Origin of the sequence: Staphylococcus sp. GDY8P196P (genome assembly GCF_017891705.1) — a bacterium.
GTDB lineage: Bacteria > Bacillota > Bacilli > Staphylococcales > Staphylococcaceae > Staphylococcus > Staphylococcus ureilyticus.
The window spans coordinates 267756-291438 of the sequence record NZ_JAESJS010000008.1; the positions used below are offsets into that span (position 1 = coordinate 267756).

Here is a 23683-nt window from a genome sequence, read left to right on the forward strand (position 1 = left end):
CACCTCTATTCTTTTACATTTTCTGACTCTAAAATGTTGCTCTTCTTTTCAAATTTATTTTCAAATAAGATTATTCCTATAAATCCAACGACAAGTAAAGGAATGATAATCCAAGCCATATGATTATCGACATACACAGACACACAATATATCGCTAATAATAGCGTTATGGCCAACATATTTTTAATAAACAGCAACCAATAATCCGTTTTCACACTAAACCATGTTTGTTGCTGATTATCCTCTATTTTAATATGATATATCGTAAACTTTAAATGTGTAATCAACATATAAATAAATGCTAAAATACCGATTACCAACAAGATTTTATGAAATATTCCGTTAGGAACCACATCTGCAGCCGCTGCAAATATAATAGCGATAACAAAACTTTTCAGTTCTGCATTTTTCTTCATATCAATCCCCGCACCTTTGTCATTAATTCAATCTCTATTGTTACAATAACATAATTACGCGGAATTTTAAGTTTGGCTAAGAGCTAACTTTTTAAAAATAGATAATGATCTACCTATGAATACATCGTACAATATGTGGAAAAACATCTAACGATTCAAGCAATTTACAAAATAAGCATCTGTATACTTTTGTACTTGCTCAAGTGTGGCACCTTCTTGAAGTTCAACCAATTTCATAACTTTATCTTCAAATTTAAAAACAGCTAAATCTGTGATTAACGTATTAACAACACCTGCGCCTGTTAAAGGCAACTCACATTTTGATTTTATCTTAGATTCACCATGTTTATTCATATGGTCCATGATAACGACCACTTTTTGAGCTCCAACCACCAAATCCATCGCACCGCCCATACCTTTTACGAGCTTGCCAGGAATCATGTAGTTTGCTAAATCACCTGTTTCCGAAACTTCCATACCACCAAGAATTGCTAAATCAATATGCCCGCCGCGTATCATCGCAAATGATTCTGCATTATCGAAATAGGAAGCCCCTTTAGCAGCAGTAACCGTTTCTTTACCTGCATTAATCAAATCTGGATCCACTTCATCTTCAGTAGGATATGGGCCAATACCAAGCAAACCATTTTCAGATTGGAAAAAGACATTTTCCACATGATCATTCATCTCATTTGCTACAAGTGTTGGCATACCAATACCTAAATTTATTACCATATCACTATGAATTTCTTGTGCTGCACGCTGAATAATCTTCTTACGTTGTGTTTGTTTATCCATGTTATACCTCCTTCACTGTACGTTTTTCTATGCGTTTTTCAAAATGTTTGCCTAGATAGATATAATCCACATATACACCTGACAGATGTACATCATCTGGGTCAATTTCACCTAATTCAACAATTTCTTCTACTTCAACGACAGTAGTCTTGGCGGCCATAGCACATAAAGGATTAAAATTACGCGCTGTTTTTTCAAATACTAAATTACCAAATGTATCCGCCTTTTGAGCCTTCACAATACCAAAATCGCCTGTAATGGCACGTTCCATAATGTACGTTTCACCGTCAAATTCTCGTGATTCTTTACCTTCAGCGATCAAAGTACCCACACCTGTTTTTGTGTAAAATGCTGGAATACCTGCACCGCCTGCACGTAGTTTTTCAGCCAACGTACCTTGAGGTGTTAGTGTTACATCTAACTCACCATTGATCAGCTGTTGCTCAAATATTTTATTTTCACCCACATACGAGCTAACCATTTTATCTATTTGTTTTTTCTCAAGTAAACGGCCCAATCCAAAATCATCTACACCACAGTTATTACTTACTACGGTCAATCCTTTTGTACCTTTTGTACGAATCGCTTCAATGGCATGCTCTGGTATCCCGCATAGCCCAAAACCACCGGCAAGTACTGTCATGCCATTTTCTAAATGCTCAAATGCTGTATGTATGTCTTGAATGACTTTAGACATGTTATAACCTCACTTCTTTTTTAAAATTAATACCTAGTATTAAAAACAATTATACTTGAAATTTTTTGCGAAGTCTTTTATTTCATGTTGCCGTTTTCATAAATAAATATAAATTTTTATTTTACTTTTAAAATTAGTTTCAATAAAATTATAAAAAAGCAAGTTTCAAATATGAAACTTGCTTTTTAGTTAATCGAATTTTTTATTTAATAACATTTTATTTAGTAACATCAACTGTTCAGGAACACTATTTCTAGAAACATCAGGATGATTAACAATATGGTTATCTATCTTATTAATTACTTTAACTTTTTCTCCTTTGATTTTTGAAATCATCGAATAATTAAAAGCGACGTTTTCAGATCCTATAATATACTTTTCATTATTACTTTTCTTAGACAAATAATTATTAATGTCTCCGCTTATATCTTCTTTTCTTAACCCCTTTAAAAAATGTTCATCTTTAATATTATATTCACCAAGACTTAAAATAGGATCAACTGCCAGACATTTCAAATCTAATATAGATGAATAATATAAAGCTCCAGTTCCACCTTTTGATGCACCATAGAGAACAATATTTTTAATATCAAGATTATTTTTAACATTTTCAATCGCTTTAATAATGTCTTCTTCCATATTCGGATTATTTATTGTATTTATATAATGTGAGCCGTGTGAACAATTTAAATCCATTATCCGCATAGTATACACATTTTTAACTAAACTTCTCTCAATATTATTAAAGAATTTAGGGAACATTCTATCAGACATTAAGTAGCTATCATAAACATCACCAGGAGGCATACATGTAAAAATAATTAATAATGTAAAAGAATCTAATTTTTCATTCATTTTTTTTTCATCAGGTTCATCTAAAGTGTAAAAAACACTATTCTCTTGATACAAATCCTTTCGTTTCCATAGTTCTTTAATGAATTTCCTTTTATATAATTTAGAAATACCATCTTTGTGGAAATATAATATATAATCATTTTTCAGTAATCTTTTGTATAAATTGTATATTTTTTTGTTATTCCTAGATAATTCTATAATGTTTTTATCACTATTTAGAACAACTTCAATAGCTTTTGTACCCAAAATTTCAAAATCATAATCTACATAAATTCTTTGTACTGTTTTGACTTCATCTTTTAGAACTACACCTCTCCCCTTCTCCTTTATAATGATGTTCAATAATTTATTTAAAAAATCGTTATAAAACTCTTTTCTAAAATGTAAATAATATTTTCCCCATAAATGATTTTCATCTAAATAATATTGTGTTGATGTCATATCCAAAATAGAAACCGAATAGTTATTCACAATATAACTATCAAATTTATCCCAAACTTTATTCATTTCTTTAAATTCTTGTAGAGGTATATTTTTAGCTATTCTCCAATCAGTTAAAGTACTGCCATCTTTAAACAAATCTGTAAACCTGGCTTTGACTAAAACTATTTTACACTCAGGTAAATATGTCTGTATAAAATCAAAGAATTTTTCTAAAGAATTTTTCCAAATTCTAAAATATTCATTGAAATTTTCAGCTATATTAACAGGTTCTAAGTTTTTTAATTGAGGAATGTTTATATAATTCGGGTTATTTGTTATATATTGATCATCTTCTAGCTTTAACACTCCAAATTTCACATCTGGATCTAGATCAATAAGTAAATAATCTGGCTTTTCAACTTTTAACTTTTCTAAAAAATTTTTGTTAAATTCTTTATTTAATATATCTTGCACATATAAAGTTTTATCTATAAATTCTTTCGTTACTTCCAATTTATTCGGTTCGGACATCAAACTAGGTATAGTTGTTTGGTTTTGATGCCCAATAATCTGGAAATAGGCTTTATAATTTGGATTGAATTTAGTGTTAAAATTATCTCTTGTAACACATGAACCAATCGTTGCAATTTTAATCATATATCCTCCTTAATTTCAAACTTTATTTTTTTAAGTATTATCCACTTAAAATATTTCATTCAATATTTTTTTCGTACTATTTTCATTATCATGACACATTAATCTACTGATTAATCCTGAATAGTTTATTTGTTTTATATTTTTTATTTGTAAAGCTAATTTATACTCATTTAATGATGCTATAGGGAAATTACCTAATTCAAATATATTAAAATAAAACCCAACACTACTGTTATAGTCCTTCATGTCTTCTTGCATTAAAAATATTGGTTTATTTAAATGTGCAAAATCAAAAATTGTTGATGAATAATCAGTAATCATAATATCTGAAAGAATGTATAGTTCTTGTATATCTACAAATTCATTATAAAAACAATGAATTCTATGATCTAAGTTATTATATTGAGGCCTTAATGAACTTTCATTTGGATGTAACTTAACTATAATCTCATATTCATTTGGTAAATAGGCTAATAATTCCTTTAAATCAATACTAGTCACTTGATTACGTTTTTGTTTTCGCCAAGTAGGACAGTATAATATATATTTTTTATTTGTATTTTGCATGAAAAGGTATTTTCTTTGTAACCTTCTCCATTCTTCATCAGTTTGGAACTTTAGTAAATATTCATTTTTAGGAGCTCCATATTCCAATATTTTCAATTCTTTATTATCGTGTAATTGAAATGCAGAACTTAACAGCATACTATTTACATTTGAAGATGTAATTAGATAATCCCATTTATACATTCTTGGTTTAAATTGTGATAATTGATAATTTTTTTCTTTTTCATCGCTCAAATCACTAACCATTTTTTTTAGAGGAAAACCATGCCATGTTTGAATAAACACTTGATCTTTATGTTTATATACTTTATCCCAAGAATTACCATTTATAAATATATATTTAGACATTCTAAATTTTTCAATATAATCTTTACTTCCAAATCTAACAGGCTTAAACCCATGGTTTCTAATTTCTATATCTACAAGTGAATTAATTGAACTTACAAAAATTTCTTTATCTTCAAAGAAATTTTTAATGCCTAATGCTATATACTTTGGATCACCACTGAAATTATTCCCATGGAAAGATTCAATGAATACTTTATTTTCTTGTGGAATGATTTCATTTAGCTTTTGCTTATACAAGTTTGTTTCTTTTTGTTTATAATGCTCTTTTAACTTATTATTTAAAAACTTATTGGAAAAAATTTTATTTAAAATCGGTAAAGATTTCATTTTTTTAAATTGTTCTTTTTTCTTATTCAAGTTTTTTAATTCATTCTTTTCTCTTGATTTAAGTACAAATTTTTTCCCATATTTATTTTTAAAGAAAAATTCTTTTGACATATTACTATTGTTAATTATATTTTTTAGATTATTAACATATTCATTACTATAATTTGAATTTAAAAATGTGTCATTTAATTTATTAACATCTTCTTCACGATCTGTTTTTGTATATTTACTATCTAATATAGAAGTGATTAATACACTATCTTTTCTAATATTTTTTTCTAGGAATTTAATACCATTATACTGTGAATAGACCTCTTCTAAAACATTATCGTCACCAGGATAAATAAGTGCTCTATTCCCTCTAGCTAATGTTTCTAATATTGAATAACCTAACGTTTCATATGGTGAAGATGAAATATATATATAATTAAGCGGTTCTTTTTCATTAATATGAACATTATTTTGTAAATTATAATATTTCACTAAATTTTTATACAATAATTCTGATGGACCATAACCTATAATATATAGTTGAATATCATTTCTATCTGTGTTTTTTACTATATAGTTTATTAATTTTATTACGTAGGAAATATCTTTAATATTATCTTCGAACCTTGCTTTTATTAAAAGATTTCTTTTCGTATTTATAGGCTTTCTCTTGAGATCAATATGTTCAGCATTTACATACTGGGAAAACACTGAGTTATATTTGTATTTCTCTATAAATTTTTCTTTTATAGTATCTGTACTTACTCTTATACTATCAATGTATTCTAAACCTAAATCCAGTGAGTCATCTATATATTCTAATGGGCCATGAATTTCACCAATTATTTTAATCTTTTTGTTTTTTTGTTTAACCTCTTTAGCATAAATAAATAGTTCTTCTCTTGTGATAATTAGTAAATCTCCTGCTGCGATTTTAATAAAATCATCAAATTTATAAAACTGAACATTATTATTATTTATACCTTCATGTATAATTAAGCGCGTTATATCGTCACTTTCAAAATCTAATATATTAAAGTAATTAACATTATTACCATTCTTCAAAAATGATTTTATTAAATTTATGTTACTTCTTGATGTGCCTCCTTTGGCAAAGATATTGTATCCCAATATATTAATATTCATTTTCTCACCTTTCGTTCCCTAATCTTTTTACTTTTAAAAATTCCCTAAATTCAATAAAAGTTATTTTCGAAATAAACTAAACTCTGCTAATTATACATTATTATTTTATTTATATCTATGTTATATTACATTTTTGAATTAAATTTTCAATTTTTAAATATTTTAAACATAAAAAAAGTTGCCATTTTCTTACATGGCAACTTTTAATAATTATGCTATTTTATGCGATTTCTATCTGGAAACGACGAACGACTGTGCCATCATCTAAAGTTGAAGATTCTATTTCTTCCCCACCATTGTGTAAGATGACAGCTGCAGAGGCTTCATTATCTTTTTCACAAGTAATCAGCGCTTCTTGTACGCCAATACGTGATAAGTAGTCTAATGACTTTTTCAAAATTTTATTCCCAAAGCCCTTGCCTCGGTAGCTCTTACGAACACCGTAGCCAACATGGCCGCCAATAATTTTTAATTTTTCATTCAAATGATGGCGAATATTGGCAGCGCCAATAATCTTATCATCATCAATTAAAAACAATGTCGTATTATCTACTGTCTCATCATTAGATTTGTTATCTGCTAATTCATGTACAATTTCTTCAAAATTATTGTATTTGGTAATATTCGTAATCTCAGGCACTACCTTTTCATCGTGATCTATCCATTCTTTCATATAATCACAATATAATGTTTCGTCAGCCATTGTTAACTCTCTAAATTCAACCATGTTGACACTCCTTCCTTTTAGTTGCTATCCCATTGGTTCGTCATGTGTATTGAGATAATACACGTAGTTGTCAGTCCATTGTCCATGTTCGAAAATAAATCCTTTTCGAATACATTCAAATGCAAAGCCTAATTTTTCAATTAACTGAATAGAAGGTTGATTATCCAAATTGATGTGTGCTTCTATTCTATGAAACTTTAAAGTCTCTTTCGTTTGTTTCACAAGTTCTGATAAAGCTTCATAAGCATACCCTTGATGCCAGTATTGATTATGGATAAAATAACCGATTTCTGCCCATTGAAATTGATCGCGGCTTAAATTTTTAATGTTAAGCATACCAAGATGACGTCCCGTTTTATCAAAGATGCCAAATATATACAAATCATCATCTTTAATCGCTTGTTGATGCTTTAAAACCATTGCCGCAAACCATGGTTCCGTGGCATCTGACATGTCTACTTGGCCTTTATCATGCTTGTATTGCGCAGGATAACGATTTACAAATCCTGACAACCATGACTCATAATCATTTTCTTCTAACGGTCTAATGATAAGCCGTTGTGTAGTGAAATGCAACCCTAAATTATTTTTCATTGAAAAACCCCTTAACATAAGGCGTCAGCAACCAAAACTATAACATCATTTGGCATAAAATCAACCTTTTAATTTATTAAAAATATGAACTGCTTCTAAGGACGATTTCACTCGTCATGAAGATCATTCATGATCATCGTGAGTATATCATTTTGTGTCATCATTTCAGTACTCAATTTCTCATTTTTACATTTAATGTATCTTTTTCAACAAACCAACTTGCAAGTTTTTGTACACTAAAATCGGTATATGCTTTTGAGTGATGTCTTCTCACGGTTTCTGCATAAGGTAAGTCGAAATAATAAATATAGCTTTTAATATGCGTACTTGAAATAATGCTCTGTAACATATTACCATATTTTTCTTTATTGAAAATACCCTCTACAATAACATATTTACAATGTGCTATGCCAAATAGTGTAATGTATTTTATTAGCTCAATTGATAAATTGCCTGGTCTATCTGAGACGTTTAACATATGGCGTCTTATTTCATCTTGACCCACGCGCATGACACCATTACCCAACATGCTTTGTAAGTTACGGGCAATAGTCGTTTTGCCACTACCAGAGTTACCTCTTAATAATATTAGTTTTGTCATTGTATCGCCCTATCCTCTAGATAAATTGTGATTTATGTATATACTTTCATAAGTGTTAAACTTATACCCTATCAAAGTGATTAAAATCAAAAAAGCTAGACCCTTTATATCCATACAAATAGGATATAAGCAGTCTAGCATTTTGTTGCTTCATTTATTTTTTATATTCATTCGTTTTATAAATTGGAGTTAGCGTTAAATTGTACCTAGTTCTTTACCTACTTTTTCATATGCCGCTAATGCTTGATCAAGCATTTCTTTTGTATGTGCAGCTGTAGGCATATTACGAACACGGCCCGTACCTTTAGGCACTGTTGGAAAGACGATGGATTTCACATAGATACCTTCATCTTTTAAGCGGCTACTAAATGCTTGTGTTTCTTTTTCGTCACCTATGATTACTGGTGTAATTGGTGATTCAGAATTACCAATGTCAAAACCTAATTTTTTCAATCCGTCTTTTAAGTAATTACCATTTTCCCAAAGTTTATCGTGTAATTCTGTTGATGCCATTAATTTCTTAACAGCTTCAGTGATGGCTTTTGTATCACCGGGCGCTAATGATGTTGAGAATAAGAATGGTCTTGATTGTGCTTTCAACCAATCGATCAATGATTGTGTACCAGCTACATAACCACCGACAACACCAATCGCTTTAGATAATGTACCAATTTGGAAGTCAATTTTATCTTGAAGGCCAAAATGTTTCACTGTACCTGCACCATTGCCCATGACACCAGAGCCATGTGCGTCATCAACATATGTGATTAAACCGAATTCTTCTGCAATTTCTACGATTTCTGGTAATTTAGCAACATCGCCATCCATACTAAATACACCGTCAGTAATATACATTACTTTATTGTATTGTCCAGATTCAACAGCTTCTTTCGCTTTAGCGCGTAAATCGTCCATATCTGAATGGTTGACGCGTATAATTTTCGCTTTAGATAAACGACATCCATCAATAATTGATGCGTGGTTTAATTCATCTGATAGGATAGCATCATTTTTATTCATCACAGCTGAAATGGCTGCCATGTTACAATTAAAACCTGATTGGTATGCAATCGCTGCCTCTGTACCTTTAAACTTCGCAAGTGTTTCTTCCAATTCGTCATGAAGGTCTAATGTACCGTTAATAGATCTTACTGCACCTGCACCTACGCCATGAGTGTCTATGGCATCTTTGGCAGCTTGTTTTAAATCTTCATCTGTTGCAAGTCCTAAATAGTTATTTGAAGACAAATTAACATAGTTTTTCCCGTTTATTTTAATCTCTGGTCCATTTGCACCTTCAATTGTATCAATTTCATTATAAAGTCCATTATCTTTTAAATATTGAATATTTTCATCTAAAAAGCCATGTAGTGACTGTACCACTGGAAATCCCCCTTTGAGTTATCTACTATTTAATCCTATCATAACCCATTTTCTTGTATCAGGAAAGTAGAATCACACGATTTATTAAAGCGTTTTCTACAATCTAATTAAAGTCACAATAATTGTCTCTACAGTAAAGTCATTTAAAATGATATAATAGAATAATCATTTTAAGGAAGAAGGGTTGAAGTTGTTTGATTGGTTTCAACTAGCAAGAGAAAAGGAAAACAGAATGATACAAATACGTCGCTATTTGCATCAATATCCTGAATTATCATTTGAGGAGTATCATACACGTGACTACATCCTAAATCAACTCAGCCAACTATCATGCGAGGTACGGTCGCCCGTTGGAAGAAATGGTATTGTCGCAACATTTAGTGCACAAGGAGACGGTCCAACGATTGCATTACGTGCTGATTTTGATGCTTTACCTATCAATGAACTCACTGAAGTAGATTACAAGTCTAAAAATCCTGGTGCAATGCATGCATGTGGGCACGATGGTCATACTGCAATACTACTAGCCGTTGCTGAAATCATCGACGCACATAAAAGCAAATTAAATGGTGATGTCGTGCTAATTTTCCAATATGGTGAAGAAATTATGCCAGGTGGCTCACAAGAAATGATTGATGATGGCTGCTTACAAAACGTAGATAGAATATATGGAAACCATCTGTGGAGTGGCTATCCTACCGGCACAATTTATTCTCGTCCTGGTGCGATGATGGCCTCTCCAGATGAATTCAACGTAACGATTCATGGTCAAGGTGGACACGGTGCGAAGCCACACGAAACCATCGATCCTGTTGTCATTATGGCTGAATTTATCATTAGTGCGCAAAAAATTGTTTCTAGAACGATTGATCCAGTAAAACAAGCTGTTATTAGCTTCGGTATGGTACAATCTGGTTCGGCAGATAATGTCATTCCAGATACTGCATTTTGTAAAGGAACGGTGCGTACTTTTGATACAGAAGTACAAGCACATGTGATGCACAAGATGGATAAGCTATTGCAAGGGTTGGCTGTTGCGAATGATATTACTTATGATTTTGATTATATTAAAGGTTATTTGCCTGTCCACAATAATCCTAAATGCTTTGACATCGTTAAACAAGCTTCAAATGAGATGAATTTAAGATTTAACGAATCTGAATTAATGATGATTGGCGAGGACTTTTCACATTATCAAAAAGTACGTCCAGGTGCATTCTTTTTAACAGGTTGTGGTAACCCTGAAAAAGATACCACACATCCACACCATAGCCCATATTTCAATCTAGATGAAAAGGCATTAAAATATAGTGCCAGCCAGTTTTTAAAAATATTAGAGTTGGAAAATGTAATTAAGCCCTAGGCCTGAATAGCCTAGGGTCTTTTTATTTCCAAATATCTTACACTTTAAATTTCAACCTTAATCATAATATTATTCAGTTGAAAAATAAATATTACATCAAAAATAAAAAAAGAGCCTCCAACATGGAGACTCTTCAAATCTATATTAAAGATAAGATATCTTATTTGTAGATTTCAGTTACAACGCCTGATCCAACAGTACGTCCACCTTCACGGATAGAGAAACGTGTACCGTCTTCGATAGCGATTGGAGAAATTAGTTCAACTTCCATTTCAACATTGTCGCCAGGCATAACCATTTCAGTACCTTCTGGTAAAGTAACAACGCCTGTTACGTCAGTAGTACGGAAATAGAATTGTGGGCGGTAGTTACTGAAGAATGGAGTATGACGTCCACCTTCATCTTTAGATAAAACGTAAACTTCCGCTTTAAACTTTGTATGTGGTGTAATTGAACCAGGAGCAGCTAAAACTTGACCACGTTGGATGTCTTCACGTGCAACACCACGTAATAACGCACCAATGTTGTCACCAGCTTCAGCATAGTCTAATAATTTACGGAACATTTCTACACCAGTAACAGTTGTTTTGCTTGATTCTTCTTGCATACCGATGATTTCAACTTCTTCACCGACTTTGATTTGACCACGTTCAACACGGCCTGTAGCAACAGTACCACGACCAGTGATTGAGAATACGTCCTCAACTGGCATCATGAATGGTTTGTCAGAATCACGTTCTGGTGTTGGAATGAATTCGTCAACAGCTTGCATTAAGTCTAAGATTTTTTGCTCATAGTCAGCGTCGCCTTCAAGTGCTTTTAATGCTGAACCAGAGATTACAGGTACATCGTCACCTGGGAAGTCATATTCGCTTAATAAGTCACGAACTTCCATTTCTACTAATTCTAATAATTCTTCATCGTCAACCATGTCAACTTTGTTTAAGAATACAACTAATGCTGGAACACCAACGTTACGTGATAAAAGGATGTGTTCACGAGTTTGTGGCATTGGACCATCTGCAGCAGATACTACTAAGATAGCTCCGTCCATTTGTGCAGCACCAGTGATCATGTTTTTAACATAGTCAGCGTGTCCTGGGCAGTCAACGTGAGCATAGTGACGTTTGTCAGTAGTATACTCGATGTGTGCAGTATTAATTGTAATACCACGTTCTTTTTCTTCTGGAGCGTTGTCAATCATGTCGTATGATTGTGCAACAGTGTCACCATTTTTTGCTAAAACAGTTGCGATAGCAGCTGTTAAAGTAGTTTTACCATGGTCAACGTGTCCGATTGTACCAATATTGGCATGTTCTTTTGAGCGATCGAATTTTTCTTTAGCCATTATAAAATCTCTCCTATTCGTTAGAAAAATAATTGTTAAATTTATCTCTCATGACAGTTTCTCACCATCATGAGAAGATGATTAATTTAGTTTAAAAGGACCATACAGTACCTTTATAATGCATTTTCCCTAAAAAATCAATTAATAAAACTGTAAGCCATATAATTATGCTTTACATGTATTGTACAGACTGTCACTGCACAATACAAGTCTAATTATTCAGCTGTTTTATTACCACTGTTTTTCTTAATTATATCTTCAGAAATTGATTTTGGAACTTCTGCATAGTGATCGAAGTACATTGTGTATGTTCCACGACCTTGTGTATTAGAACGTAATGAAGTTGCATAACCGAACATTTCTGAAAGTGGTACAAAGGCATTTACAACTTGTGCATTACCACGAGGTTCCATACCATCAACACGTCCACGACGAGATGTTACATCACCCATGATGTCACCCATGTATTCTTCAGGCATTTCAATTGTAACTTTCATCATTGGTTCTAAGATAACTGGTTCACATTTTTTAGCTGCTTCTTTAAGCGCTAATGATGCAGCGATTTTGAAGGCCATTTCTGATGAATCGACATCATGATATGAACCATCAAATAATTTTGCTTTAACATCAATTAATGGATAACCAGCTAATACACCGTTTTCCATAGCATCTTTAAGTCCTGCTTCAACTGATGGAATGTATTCACGAGGAACTACACCACCAACGATAGCGTTTTCGAATTCGAAACCGCCGCCTGTTTCGTTCGGTTCAAATTCAATTTTAACGTCACCGTATTGTCCACGACCACCAGATTGACGCGCGAATTTACCTTGAACTTGTGCTGATTGCTTAAATGTTTCACGGTATGAAACCATTGGCGCACCAACATTACATTCAACGTTAAATTCTTTTTTCATACGGTCAACTAAGATGTCTAAGTGAAGCTCACCCATACCACCGATGATAACTTGTCCAGTTTCTTCGTCAGTGTGTGCATGGAATGTTGGGTCTTCTTCTTGTAATTTAACTAAAGCTGTAGTCATTTTGTCTTGGTCAGCTTTAGATTTTGGTTCAACTGATAAGTGAATAACAGGTTCTGGGAAGTCCATTGATTCCAAGATAATGTCATTTTTCTCACCACATAAAGTATCACCAGTACCAGTTTCTTTTAGACCTACCGCAGCAGCGATATCTCCTGAGTAAACTGTGTTAAGCTCTTGACGAGAGTTAGCGTGCATTTGTAGTAAACGACCTACACGTTCACGTTTATTCTTCGTAGAGTTTTTAACATAAGAACCAGAAGTTAATGTACCTGAGTACACACGGAAGAATGTTAACTTACCAACATAAGGGTCAGTCATTACTTTGAACGCTAGTGCAGCGAACTCAGCATTGTCATCCGCTTTTGCGATAACTTCTTCTTCTGGATCATCAGCACGGTGACCGATAATTGGTTTAACATCTAATGGTGAAGGTAAATAGTCAATTACTGCGTTAAGCATTAATTGAACACCTTTGTTTTTGAAGGCAGTACCAACAAGAACTGGGTAGAATTCAATATTATTAGTTGCTTGACGAATAGCGTCTTTTAATTCAGCTACAGTAATTTCTTCGTCACCAAGATATTTTTCCATTAATTCATCACTTGTTTCAGCTACTGCTTCAATAAGTGTTGCACGAGCTTCTTCAGCTCTTTCTTTTTGATCTTCAGGAATTTCAATTTCTTCAATTTCAGTTCCTAAGTCATTGTTGTATTTGAAACATTTCATTTCAACTAAGTCGATGATTGCTTCAAATTCATCTTCCGCACCAATTGGTAATTGGATTGGTTGTGCATTCGCTTGTAGGCGATCATGAATTGTGCTTACAGCATATTCAAAGTTCGCACCTAGTTTATCCATTTTGTTTACGAATACAATACGAGGAACGCCGTAAGTTGTTGCTTGACGCCAAACTGTTTCAGTTTGAGGTTCAACACCTGATTGCGCATCAAGTACTGTAACCGCACCATCAAGTACACGTAATGAACGTTCAACTTCAACAGTGAAGTCTACGTGTCCAGGTGTATCGATGATGTTTACACGGTGATCATCCCATGAAGCTGTTGTTGCAGCTGATGTGATTGTAATACCGCGGTCTTGCTCCTGTTCCATCCAGTCCATTTGTGAAGCTCCTTCATGAGTTTCACCAATTTTATGGATACGTCCAGTATAGTAAAGAATACGTTCAGTCGTAGTTGTTTTACCAGCATCGATGTGAGCCATGATACCGATATTACGAGTTCTTTCTAAACTAAAATCTCTAGCCATGTATTTTTCTCCTTCCAGTATAACTGCGAATAAATACTATAAATATGGCGATGCCCTAAGCATGCACCTAGATAGTAAACTATCAATGTGGAACATGCTCAGGGAAAACCTACTATCCTACCAACGATAGTGAGCGAAGGCTTTGTTAGCTTCAGCCATTTTATGAACGTCTTCACGTTTCTTAACTGCACCACCAGTGTTGTTTGCAGCGTCTAAAATTTCGTTAGCTAAACGTTCTTCCATCGTTTTTTCACCACGAAGACGTGAATAGTTAACTAACCAACGAAGGCCTAAAGTAGTACGACGTTCTGGACGAACTTCTACAGGTACTTGATAGTTAGAGCCACCTACACGACGTGCTTTAACTTCTAATACTGGCATAATGTTGTCGATAGCTTCTTCGAAAACTTCGATAGCTTCACGACCACTGCGTTCTTGAACTAATTCAAATGCAGAATAAAGAATTTTTTGAGCTGTTCCACGTTTACCATCTAACATAATTTTGTTAATTAATTTAGTAACTAATTTTGAGTTATGAATTGGATCTGGTAATACGTCTCTTTTTGGTACTGATCCTTTACGAGGCATAATATAAATCCTCCCTTCCTAATTATAATATATTTTCATTCTTTATAACGAAAATTTACGCAATCTTAAACTTATTTTTTAGGTTTTTTAGTTCCGTATAATGAACGACCTTGTCTACGACCGTCAACACCTGAAGTATCAAGTGCACCACGTACGATGTGGTAACGTACACCAGGTAAGTCTTTTACACGTCCACCACGTACAAGTACAACACTGTGTTCTTGTAAGTTGTGTCCGATACCAGGGATATACGCGTTAATTTCGATGTTGTTAGACAAACGCACACGAGCATATTTACGTAACGCAGAGTTAGGTTTTTTAGGTGTCATAGTACCTACACGTGTACAAACACCACGTTTTTGCGGTGAGTTTAAGCTAGTGTACTTTTTCTTTTTACTGTTGTAGTTTCTGTTCAATGCTGGTGAATCATAGTTTTTTGATTTGCTTTGTCTTGGTTTACGTACTAATTGGTTAATAGTTGGCATGAAATATGTCCTCCTCTCTTCTTTTATAATCCCACACATCCAGGTGGTTCATTTTAAAGGTAAATAAAATTTAGTAAGAAAAATCTTACTAATCTCATTTCAATAATGCAACAACAGTCGCATTAACGTTTATACCTACATACTTTCCTAAAGCTCGTTTGCTCTCGAAAAATGAGATAGATATGTTTTTTTGATTGATTTGACTTAACACGCGAGTCATTAGATGAACTTCAACGTCTTCAGCGATAATCAATGATGTCACTTGATCTTTATTCAAAGCTTTTAGCGTCTGTTTAAGACCAATAACATAGTGTTGTTTGTTAAAGCGTGCAACTTTTTCATTAGACATCTAAATATCCTCCAAAGTTCTGCTTGCATCAACCTTAATAATAATAACATCAAAATTACTGCGTAGTCAACTTTAATTAGCATTTTTTGCAGAAAATATATAAAAAAATAAAAGAGCGAAATAAAGATCAAATGTTACCATCTCATCTTTTATTTCGCCCAAAGTAAAATGGTCAGTCACTTAAGACATAGACACGTGTTGCAATCCTACAACTTCAACACATGTCTATATGTTTATACAAGCTCAAATGAATGCTAAACCATTTCATATTTTAAAAGCAATACTAGATTTCAGTTGGTTGAATCTCTTCAACAACTTCTTCTGGTGTCGCTTTATCATACTGTACATCACTGTAACGTCTCATACCTGTACCAGCTGGGATGAGCTTACCAATAATAACGTTCTCTTTAAGTCCAAGTAAGTTATCACGTTTACCTTTGATAGCAGCATCTGTAAGTACACGTGTTGTTTCTTGGAATGAAGCTGCTGATAAGAAGCTTTCAGTTTCAAGAGAAGCTTTTGTTATACCTAATAATACAGGTTTAGATGTTGCTGGACGTTTACGTTCTTTGAATGCTTCGCGGTTCGCATCTGTAAAGTTATGAATATCTACAAGTGCACCTGGAAGTAATTTCGTATCTCCAGCTTCAATGATACGTACTTTACGTAACATTTGTCTTACCATAACTTCAACGTGTTTATCATCAATTTCAACACCTTGCATACGGTAAACTTTTTGAACTTCTTTTAATAAATAACTTTCTGTTGCATTCAAGCCAGATATAGATAAGAAGTTCTTAGGTTCAATTGAACCTTCTGTGAGTGCTTCACCACGTTCAACACTTTGGCCAACTTCAACTTTTAATCTTGAAGTACCTGAAGCTAGGTAAGATTTCGTTTCATTTGCGCCTTTGATGACGATTTCTTGTTGACGATCTTTGGCAACGCTAATGTCATCTACGACACCTTCAATTTCAGTCACGACTGCTTGACCTTTAGGGTTACGCGCCTCGAAAATCTCTTGGATACGAGGAAGACCTTGCGTGATATCACTACCTGCTACACCACCTGTGTGGAATGTACGCATTGTAAGCTGTGTACCTGGTTCACCGATGGATTGGGCAGCAATTGTACCAACTGCTTCACCAACTTCAACTTTTTCACCAGTAGCAAGGTTTTTACCATAACATTTTTCACATACACCATGACGTGTATTACATGTGAATGCTGAACGGATATACATTTCTTCTATACCAGCGTCTGTGATTTTCTTAGCAATTTCTGCTGTTACTAACTCATCTGGACGAACGATGACTTCATCTGTTTCTGGATGGCGAATCGTTTCTTTAGAATAACGACCTTCAATACGTTCGCTGAATGGTTCAATCATTTCAGTACCTTCTTTAATATCAGATACAAGTAAACCACGGTCCGTACCACAGTCTTCTTCACGAACGATAACATCTTGTGCCACATCAACAAGACGACGAGTAAGATAACCAGAGTCCGCTGTTTTAAGTGCTGTATCGGCAAGACCTTTACGTGCACCATGTGTAGAGATAAAGTATTCTAACACTGTTAAACCTTCACGGAATGATGAAGTGATTGGTAATTCAATAATCTTACCGGATGGTGCAGCCATAAGTCCACGCATACCTGCTAACTGTGTAAAGTTAGATGCGTTACCACGGGCACCAGAGTCACTCATCATAAAGATTGGGTTTGTTTTTTCAAGTGATCCCATTAATTCGTTTTGAATTTGGTCTTTGGCATCAGTCCAAATTTCAACAACTGCATTGTAACGTTCAAATTCAGTAATTAAACCACGGTTGAATTGTTTTTGTACTTTTTCAACTAGTTTTTCATGTTCATCTAAAATTTGTTGCTTATCTGGTAAAACCACAATGTCAGATACACCGACAGTGATACCAGCTTTAGAAGAGAATTTGAATCCTAAGTCTTTCATTCTATCTAACATCATAGATGTATCTGTGATGCTGAATCGATTAAAGACTTCTGCAATGATATTTCCTAAGAAATTCTTGTTGAATGGTTCGATGAGTGGTTGTTCATCAAAATATGCTTTTAATCCACCCTCACCTAATTCTGTCGCAGAAACAAAGTATTTGTCTGGCGTACTGTTTTCAAGGTTATATTTTGTTGGTTCGTTAATATATGCAAATGAATCAGGAATGATTTCATTAAAGATTACTTTACCAACAGATGTTGTTAAAATTTTATGATTTTGCGCTTCTGTAAATGTTGGGTTATTAAATGAACTTGCATGCACACCTATACGTGTGTGTAAATGTACATAACCATTCGCATAAGCTTTCAACACTTCGTTTGTATCATTATAAATTGTACCAGTATTTACTGCATCTTTACGTTCTAAAGTAAGGTAATAGTTACCTAATACCATATCTTGTGATGGTGTAACAACAGGTTTACCATCTTTAGGGTTTAAGATGTTTTGTGCTGCAAGCATAAGCATACGTGCTTCTGCTTGTGCTTCTTTAGATAATGGTACGTGAACAGCCATTTGGTCACCATCAAAGTCAGCGTTATAAGCTGTAGTTGCAAGTGGATGTAGACGAATCGCACGACCTTCTACAAGTGTAGGTTCAAATGCTTGGATACCTAATCTATGCAGCGTTGGTGCACGGTTTAAAAGAACTGGATGTTCTTTAATGACGTCTTCTAGTACATCCCATACTTCATCATCCATACGTTCAATCTTGCTTTTCGCATTTTTAATGTTTGTCGCAATTTCACGTTGAACTAATTCTTTCATGATGAAAGGTTTAAACAACTCTAAAGCCATTTCTTTAGGTAAGCCACATTGATACATCTTCAAGCTTGGTCCAACAGCGATAACGGAACGGCCTGAATAGTCAACACGTTTACCTAATAAGTTTTGACGGAAACGACCTTGTTTACCTTTAAGCATATGTGACAATGATTTTAATGGACGGTTACCTGGTCCAGTTACTGGACGACCACGGCGACCATTATCGATAAGTGCATCAACTGCTTCTTGTAACATACGTTTTTCGTTTTGTACGATGATGCCAGGAGCACCTAAATCTAATAAACGTTTTAAACGGTTGTTACGGTTGATGACACGGCGATATAAATCATTTAAATCACTTGTTGCAAAACGTCCACCGTCTAATTGAACCATTGGTCTGATTTCTGGTGGAATTATTGGAAGTACATCCAATACCATCCAAGCTGGATTATTACCAGAATGTCTGAATGATTCAACTACTTCTAATCGTTTAATCGCACGTGTAAGTCTTTGTCCTGTTGCAGACTCTAACTCATCACGCAATTCTTTTAATTCTGTATCCAAATCAATTTCATCTAATAATTCTTTGATACCTTCAGCACCCATTTTAGCTGTAAATTGACCAGGGAATTTATCATAGTACTCTCTGAATTCTGCTTCAGATAGTAATGTCTTTTTCTCTAATCCAGTTGGGCCAGGATTTACAACAACATAAGAAGCAAAATAAATGACTTCTTCTAATGCTCTTGGTGACATATCTAATAATAGTCCCATGCGGCTTGGAATACCTTTGAAGTACCAAATATGTGAAACTGGCGCAGCTAATTCAATGTGTCCCATTCTTTCACGGCGCACTTTAGATTTAGTTACTTCTACTCCACATCTATCACAAACCATACCTTTATAGCGTACACGTTTGTATTTACCACAACTACATTCCCAGTCTTTTGTAGGTCCGAAAATTCTCTCACAGAATAGACCATCTTTTTCTGGTTTTAAAGTACGATAGTTAATTGTTTCTGGCTTTTTAACCTCACCAAAAGACCATGAACGGATTTTTTCAGGTGAAGCAAGTCCTATTTTCATATAATGGAAATTATTTACATCAATCAAGGAGCCTACCTCCTTCAATTTAGATTAGCTGTGCAAATTGATTGATTGCTCTTTATCAATAATAGATAAGGCCATAATGAGGCAAGTACGATGACTTTACCCCAAAATGGTATATCTTTTTATAAACTTAAATGCGATCTGTATTAGTCAGTAATTTCTTTTTGTGATTGTGGCGCTTCTTTTTGTTGAAGGTCCACTTTACGTTCTACTGCATCTTCATCTTCGTTATCTTGCATGTCGATTTCATTGTCATGCTCATCCATAATCTTAACATCTAATCCTAAACTTTGAAGTTCTTTCATCAATACTCTGAATGATTCAGGAACACCAGGTTTAGTAATGTTTTCACCTTTAACAATAGATTCATAAGTTTTTACACGACCTACTGTATCATCAGATTTATAAGTTAAGATTTCTTGAAGTGTGTATGCAGCACCGTAAGCTTCAAGTGCCCATACTTCCATCTCACCGAAACGTTGTCCACCGAATTGTGCTTTACCACCTAATGGTTGTTGCGTAACAAGTGAGTATGGTCCAGTTGAACGTGCGTGTAATTTATCGTCAACCATGTGTGCAAGTTTCAACATATACATAACGCCGACTGAGATTCTGTTATCGAATGGTTCACCCGTACGTCCATCGTATAATACTGTCTTACCGTCACGTGCCATACCAGCTTCTTCAATCGTTGACCATACATCTTCATCACTCGCACCATCAAATACTGGTGAAGCAACATGAATACCTAAGTTTTTAGCAGCCATACCTAAATGTAACTCTAATACTTGTCCGATATTCATACGTGATGGAACACCTAGTGGGTTCAACATGATGTCGATTGGTGTACCGTCTGGTAAGTAAGGCATATCTTCTTCAGGAACTAACTTAGAGATAACACCTTTGTTACCGTGACGACCACACATTTTGTCACCAACATGTATTTTACGTTTTTGAACGATATAAACACGTACTAATTGGTTTACACCTGGAGATAATGTGTCATCTCCTTCTTCACGGTTGAAGACTTTAACGTCTAGAACAATACCGCCTGCACCATGAGGTACACGTAATGATGTATCACGTACTTCACGTGCTTTTTCACCGAATATCGCATGTAATAAGCGTTCTTCTGCTGTTAATTCTGTTACACCTTTAGGCGTTACTTTACCTACTAAAATGTCTCCGTCATTAACTTCAGCACCTACGTATACAATACCACGGTCATCTAAGTTTTTAAGCGCACTATCTGAAACGTTAGGAATATCACGTGTAATTTCTTCAGGTCCTAGTTTTGTATCACGTGCTTCTGATTCATATTCTTCAATATGGATAGAAGTATATACGTCATCTTTCACTAGGCGTTCGCTCATAATTACAGCATCTTCATAGTTGTAACCGTCCCATGTCATGAATCCGACAACTACGTTTCTACCTAACGCCATTTCACCAAGTTCCATTGAAGGACCATCGGCTAAAATTTCACCTTTCGTTACGACATCACCTGTAGCAACGATTGGTCTTTGGTTATAACAAGTACCTGTGTTTGAGCGTTTGAACTTAGCTAACGGATAGCGATCGATTTCGCCTTCGTATTCTTGTCCATCTTCTTCGATAAGTTGACGTACAAGAATTTCATTAGATTCAACGTGTTCAACACGGCCTTTATGTTTAGCGACAATTGCAGCACCAGAGTCACGAGCTGCTACGTGTTCCATACCAGTACCTACGAAAGGTGATTCTGGATTCATCAATGGTACTGCTTGACGTTGCATGTTTGCACCCATTAATGCACGGTTAGAGTCATCGTTTTCTAAGAATGGAATACATGCTGTTGCTGCAGAAACAACTTGTTTAGGAGATACATCCATGTAATCCATTTTTTCTTTGGCCATAACTGTGTTGTTACCACGGAAACGACAAACAACTTCATCGTCTAAGAAACGACCATTTTCATCTAGTTTAGAATTCGCTTGTGCTACTACATAGCTATCTTCTTCATCAGCTGTTAAATAATCGATTTGATCTGTGATACTATTCGTCTCAAGATCTACTTTACGATATGGTGTTTCAATGAAACCAAATTCATTTACACGTGCATAACTTGATAATGAGTTGATCAAACCAATGTTTGGTCCCTCTGGTGTTTCGATTGGACACATACGGCCATAGTGAGAGTAGTGAACGTCACGCACTTCCATTTGAGCACGTTCACGTGTTAAACCACCAGGTCCTAATGCTGATAGACGACGTTTATGTGTCAATTCTGCTAATGGATTGGCTTGGTCCATGAATTGTGACAATTGAGAACTACCAAAGAATTCTTTAATTGACGCAATAACTGGACGGATATTAATTAATTGTTGTGGCGTAATTGAATCTGTGTCTTGAATAGACATTCTTTCACGTACCACACGTTCCATTCTTGATAAACCAATACGGAATTGGTTTTGTAGTAACTCCCCTACTGAACGTAGACGACGATTACCTAAATGGTCAATATCATCTGTGAATCCAATACCACTTAATAAATTAAAGAAATATGACATTGATGCGATGATGTCAGCTGGTGTAATACATTTCACTTCTGAATCTGGGAATGCATTACCAATAACTGTTGTTGTGCGGCCTTCTTCATCATTAGGAACATATACTTTAATAGATTGAATTTCTACTGGTTCATCAATCACAGTACCTTCAAGTTCAAAAACTTCACTGTTCGCATTAGATTCTAATACATCCATGATTTCATCTAAATTACGACGATCTAGGACAGTACCTTCTTCAGCTACAATTTCACCTGTTTCAGCATTAACAATTGGTTCTGCTAATTTTTGATTGAATAAGCGGTGTTTTAAATGAAGTTTTTTATTCGCTTTATAACGACCCACGCTTGCTAAATCATAACGTTTCGGATCGAAGAAACGTGAGTATAGTAAGCTTTTCGCATTTTCTACTGTCGGAGGTTCACCTGGGCGTAAACGCTCATAAATTTCTAATAGTGCTTGATCAGTATTTTCAGTACCATCTTTTTCTAATGTATTACGTAAGTACTCATTGTCTCCTAAAAGATCAATGATTTCTTGATCTGTTGAGAAACCTAAAGCTCTCAATAATACTGTTAGTGGTAATTTTCTTGTTCTATCAATACGTACATAAACTACATCTTTGGCATCAGTTTCATACTCTAACCATGCGCCACGGTTAGGAATAATTGTTGCATCATAGTTTGTGCGACCATTTTTATCTAATTTTTCATTAAAGTAAACGGATGGTGAACGAACTAATTGCGATACGATTACACGCTCAGCACCATTAATCACAAATGTACCTGTATCTGTCATTAATGGGAAATCACCCATAAATACTTCTTGCTCTTTCACTTCGCCTGTTTCTTTAATGATTAGACGTACTTTTACACGTAGAGGTGCAGAATACGTCGTATCACGGTTTTTCGATTCTTCTAAATCATATTTTGATTCTCCAAGTCTGTAATCAACAAACTCTAAAGACAGATTTCCTGTGAAATCTTCAATCGGTGAAATGTCTCTAAACATTTCATATAAACCTTCTTCTAAGAACCACTCGTAAGACTTAGTTTGAATCTCAATTAAATTCGGTAATTCTAATACCTCTGAAATTCTCGCATAGTTTCTACGTTTACGATGTCTTCCATATTGGACAAATTGACCTGCCAAACAGATTCACCCCTCAAAAATTGCGTGTTTACTTTTACTAAATCAGCAAATATAATTAGACAAAAAGAAAACGGTAGCATAACTCATGACACCATTTTCTATTTCACCTTAT

At 34.3% G+C, this 23683-nt stretch carries 17 protein-coding genes; 1 reads left to right on the plus strand and 16 read right to left on the minus strand.

Annotated elements, in window-relative coordinates; translation table 11 throughout:
- Nucleotides 1-5: 5 nt before the first annotated feature.
- From KA814_RS04230 to KA814_RS04270, 9 genes are all read right to left on the minus strand, one after another.
- On the minus strand, nucleotides 6-416 hold the full coding sequence (locus KA814_RS04230; RefSeq protein ID WP_040029899.1) for a hypothetical protein: 411 nt from the start codon (nucleotides 414-416) through the stop codon (nucleotides 6-8).
- A 147-nt stretch (nucleotides 417-563) separates the two neighbouring features.
- Nucleotides 564-1214, minus strand: coding sequence for a 3-oxoacid CoA-transferase subunit B (locus KA814_RS04235; protein ID WP_107360027.1), 651 nt, complete (start codon nucleotides 1212-1214; stop codon nucleotides 564-566).
- A gap of 1 nt (nucleotide 1215) precedes the next feature.
- Nucleotides 1216-1911 carry a CoA transferase subunit A gene (locus KA814_RS04240; protein ID WP_064209884.1) on the minus strand — a complete coding sequence of 232 codons (696 nt, stop codon included), beginning with the start codon at nucleotides 1909-1911 and terminating at the stop codon, nucleotides 1216-1218.
- A gap of 189 nt (nucleotides 1912-2100) precedes the next feature.
- Entirely contained in the window at nucleotides 2101-3846 is a 1746-nt protein-coding gene (locus tag KA814_RS13615) for an XcbB/CpsF family capsular polysaccharide biosynthesis protein (protein ID WP_107360028.1), read from the minus strand.
- A 45-nt stretch (nucleotides 3847-3891) separates the two neighbouring features.
- The gene (locus KA814_RS04250) at nucleotides 3892-6225 is read right to left on the minus strand and encodes a CDP-glycerol glycerophosphotransferase family protein (protein ID WP_198645508.1); all 2334 of its coding nucleotides are present in this window, start codon (nucleotides 6223-6225) and stop codon (nucleotides 3892-3894) included.
- Nucleotides 6226-6445: 220 nt separating this feature from the next.
- Nucleotides 6446-6952 carry a GNAT family N-acetyltransferase gene (locus tag KA814_RS04255; RefSeq protein WP_070039462.1) on the minus strand — a complete coding sequence of 169 codons (507 nt, stop codon included), beginning with the start codon at nucleotides 6950-6952 and terminating at the stop codon, nucleotides 6446-6448.
- 24 nt (nucleotides 6953-6976) lie between these two features.
- A complete protein-coding gene (locus KA814_RS04260) occupies nucleotides 6977-7546 on the minus strand; it encodes a GNAT family N-acetyltransferase (protein ID WP_070039463.1) in 570 nt (189 codons plus the stop codon).
- Nucleotides 7547-7718: 172 nt separating this feature from the next.
- Complete coding sequence (locus KA814_RS04265) at nucleotides 7719-8147, minus strand: AAA family ATPase (RefSeq protein ID WP_238394770.1); 429 nt, start codon at nucleotides 8145-8147, stop codon at nucleotides 7719-7721.
- Between the two features lie 195 nt (nucleotides 8148-8342).
- Nucleotides 8343-9530 carry a glycine C-acetyltransferase gene (locus KA814_RS04270; RefSeq protein ID WP_046207675.1) on the minus strand — a complete coding sequence of 396 codons (1188 nt, stop codon included), beginning with the start codon at nucleotides 9528-9530 and terminating at the stop codon, nucleotides 8343-8345.
- Nucleotides 9531-9720: 190 nt separating this feature from the next.
- Here KA814_RS04270 and KA814_RS04275 point away from each other — a divergent pair, with 190 nt between their 5' ends.
- Nucleotides 9721-10893, plus strand: a complete 1173-nt coding sequence (locus KA814_RS04275) for a M20 family metallopeptidase (RefSeq protein WP_046207676.1) — start codon at nucleotides 9721-9723, stop codon at nucleotides 10891-10893.
- Nucleotides 10894-11053: 160 nt separating this feature from the next.
- Here KA814_RS04275 and tuf read toward each other — a convergent pair whose 3' ends face one another.
- From tuf to rpoB, 7 genes are all read right to left on the minus strand, one after another.
- Complete coding sequence (gene tuf, locus KA814_RS04280) at nucleotides 11054-12241, minus strand: elongation factor Tu (protein WP_046207677.1); 1188 nt, start codon at nucleotides 12239-12241, stop codon at nucleotides 11054-11056.
- A gap of 215 nt (nucleotides 12242-12456) precedes the next feature.
- Nucleotides 12457-14550, minus strand: a complete 2094-nt coding sequence (gene fusA, locus KA814_RS04285; protein WP_046207678.1) for an elongation factor G — start codon at nucleotides 14548-14550, stop codon at nucleotides 12457-12459.
- Between the two features lie 117 nt (nucleotides 14551-14667).
- Complete coding sequence (rpsG, locus tag KA814_RS04290) at nucleotides 14668-15138, minus strand: 30S ribosomal protein S7 (RefSeq protein WP_019468564.1); 471 nt, start codon at nucleotides 15136-15138, stop codon at nucleotides 14668-14670.
- A gap of 71 nt (nucleotides 15139-15209) precedes the next feature.
- The gene (gene rpsL, locus KA814_RS04295; protein ID WP_019468565.1) at nucleotides 15210-15623 is read right to left on the minus strand and encodes a 30S ribosomal protein S12; all 414 of its coding nucleotides are present in this window, start codon (nucleotides 15621-15623) and stop codon (nucleotides 15210-15212) included.
- A 94-nt stretch (nucleotides 15624-15717) separates the two neighbouring features.
- On the minus strand, nucleotides 15718-15972 hold the full coding sequence (locus KA814_RS04300; RefSeq protein ID WP_046207679.1) for a ribosomal L7Ae/L30e/S12e/Gadd45 family protein: 255 nt from the start codon (nucleotides 15970-15972) through the stop codon (nucleotides 15718-15720).
- 283 nt (nucleotides 15973-16255) lie between these two features.
- Nucleotides 16256-19849 (minus strand): DNA-directed RNA polymerase subunit beta', encoded by a 3594-nt coding sequence (rpoC, locus tag KA814_RS04305; RefSeq protein ID WP_169926877.1) that lies wholly within the window; start codon nucleotides 19847-19849, stop codon nucleotides 16256-16258.
- A gap of 170 nt (nucleotides 19850-20019) precedes the next feature.
- Complete coding sequence (gene rpoB / locus KA814_RS04310; protein WP_064209891.1) at nucleotides 20020-23571, minus strand: DNA-directed RNA polymerase subunit beta; 3552 nt, start codon at nucleotides 23569-23571, stop codon at nucleotides 20020-20022.
- Nucleotides 23572-23683: the final 112 nt, after the last annotated feature.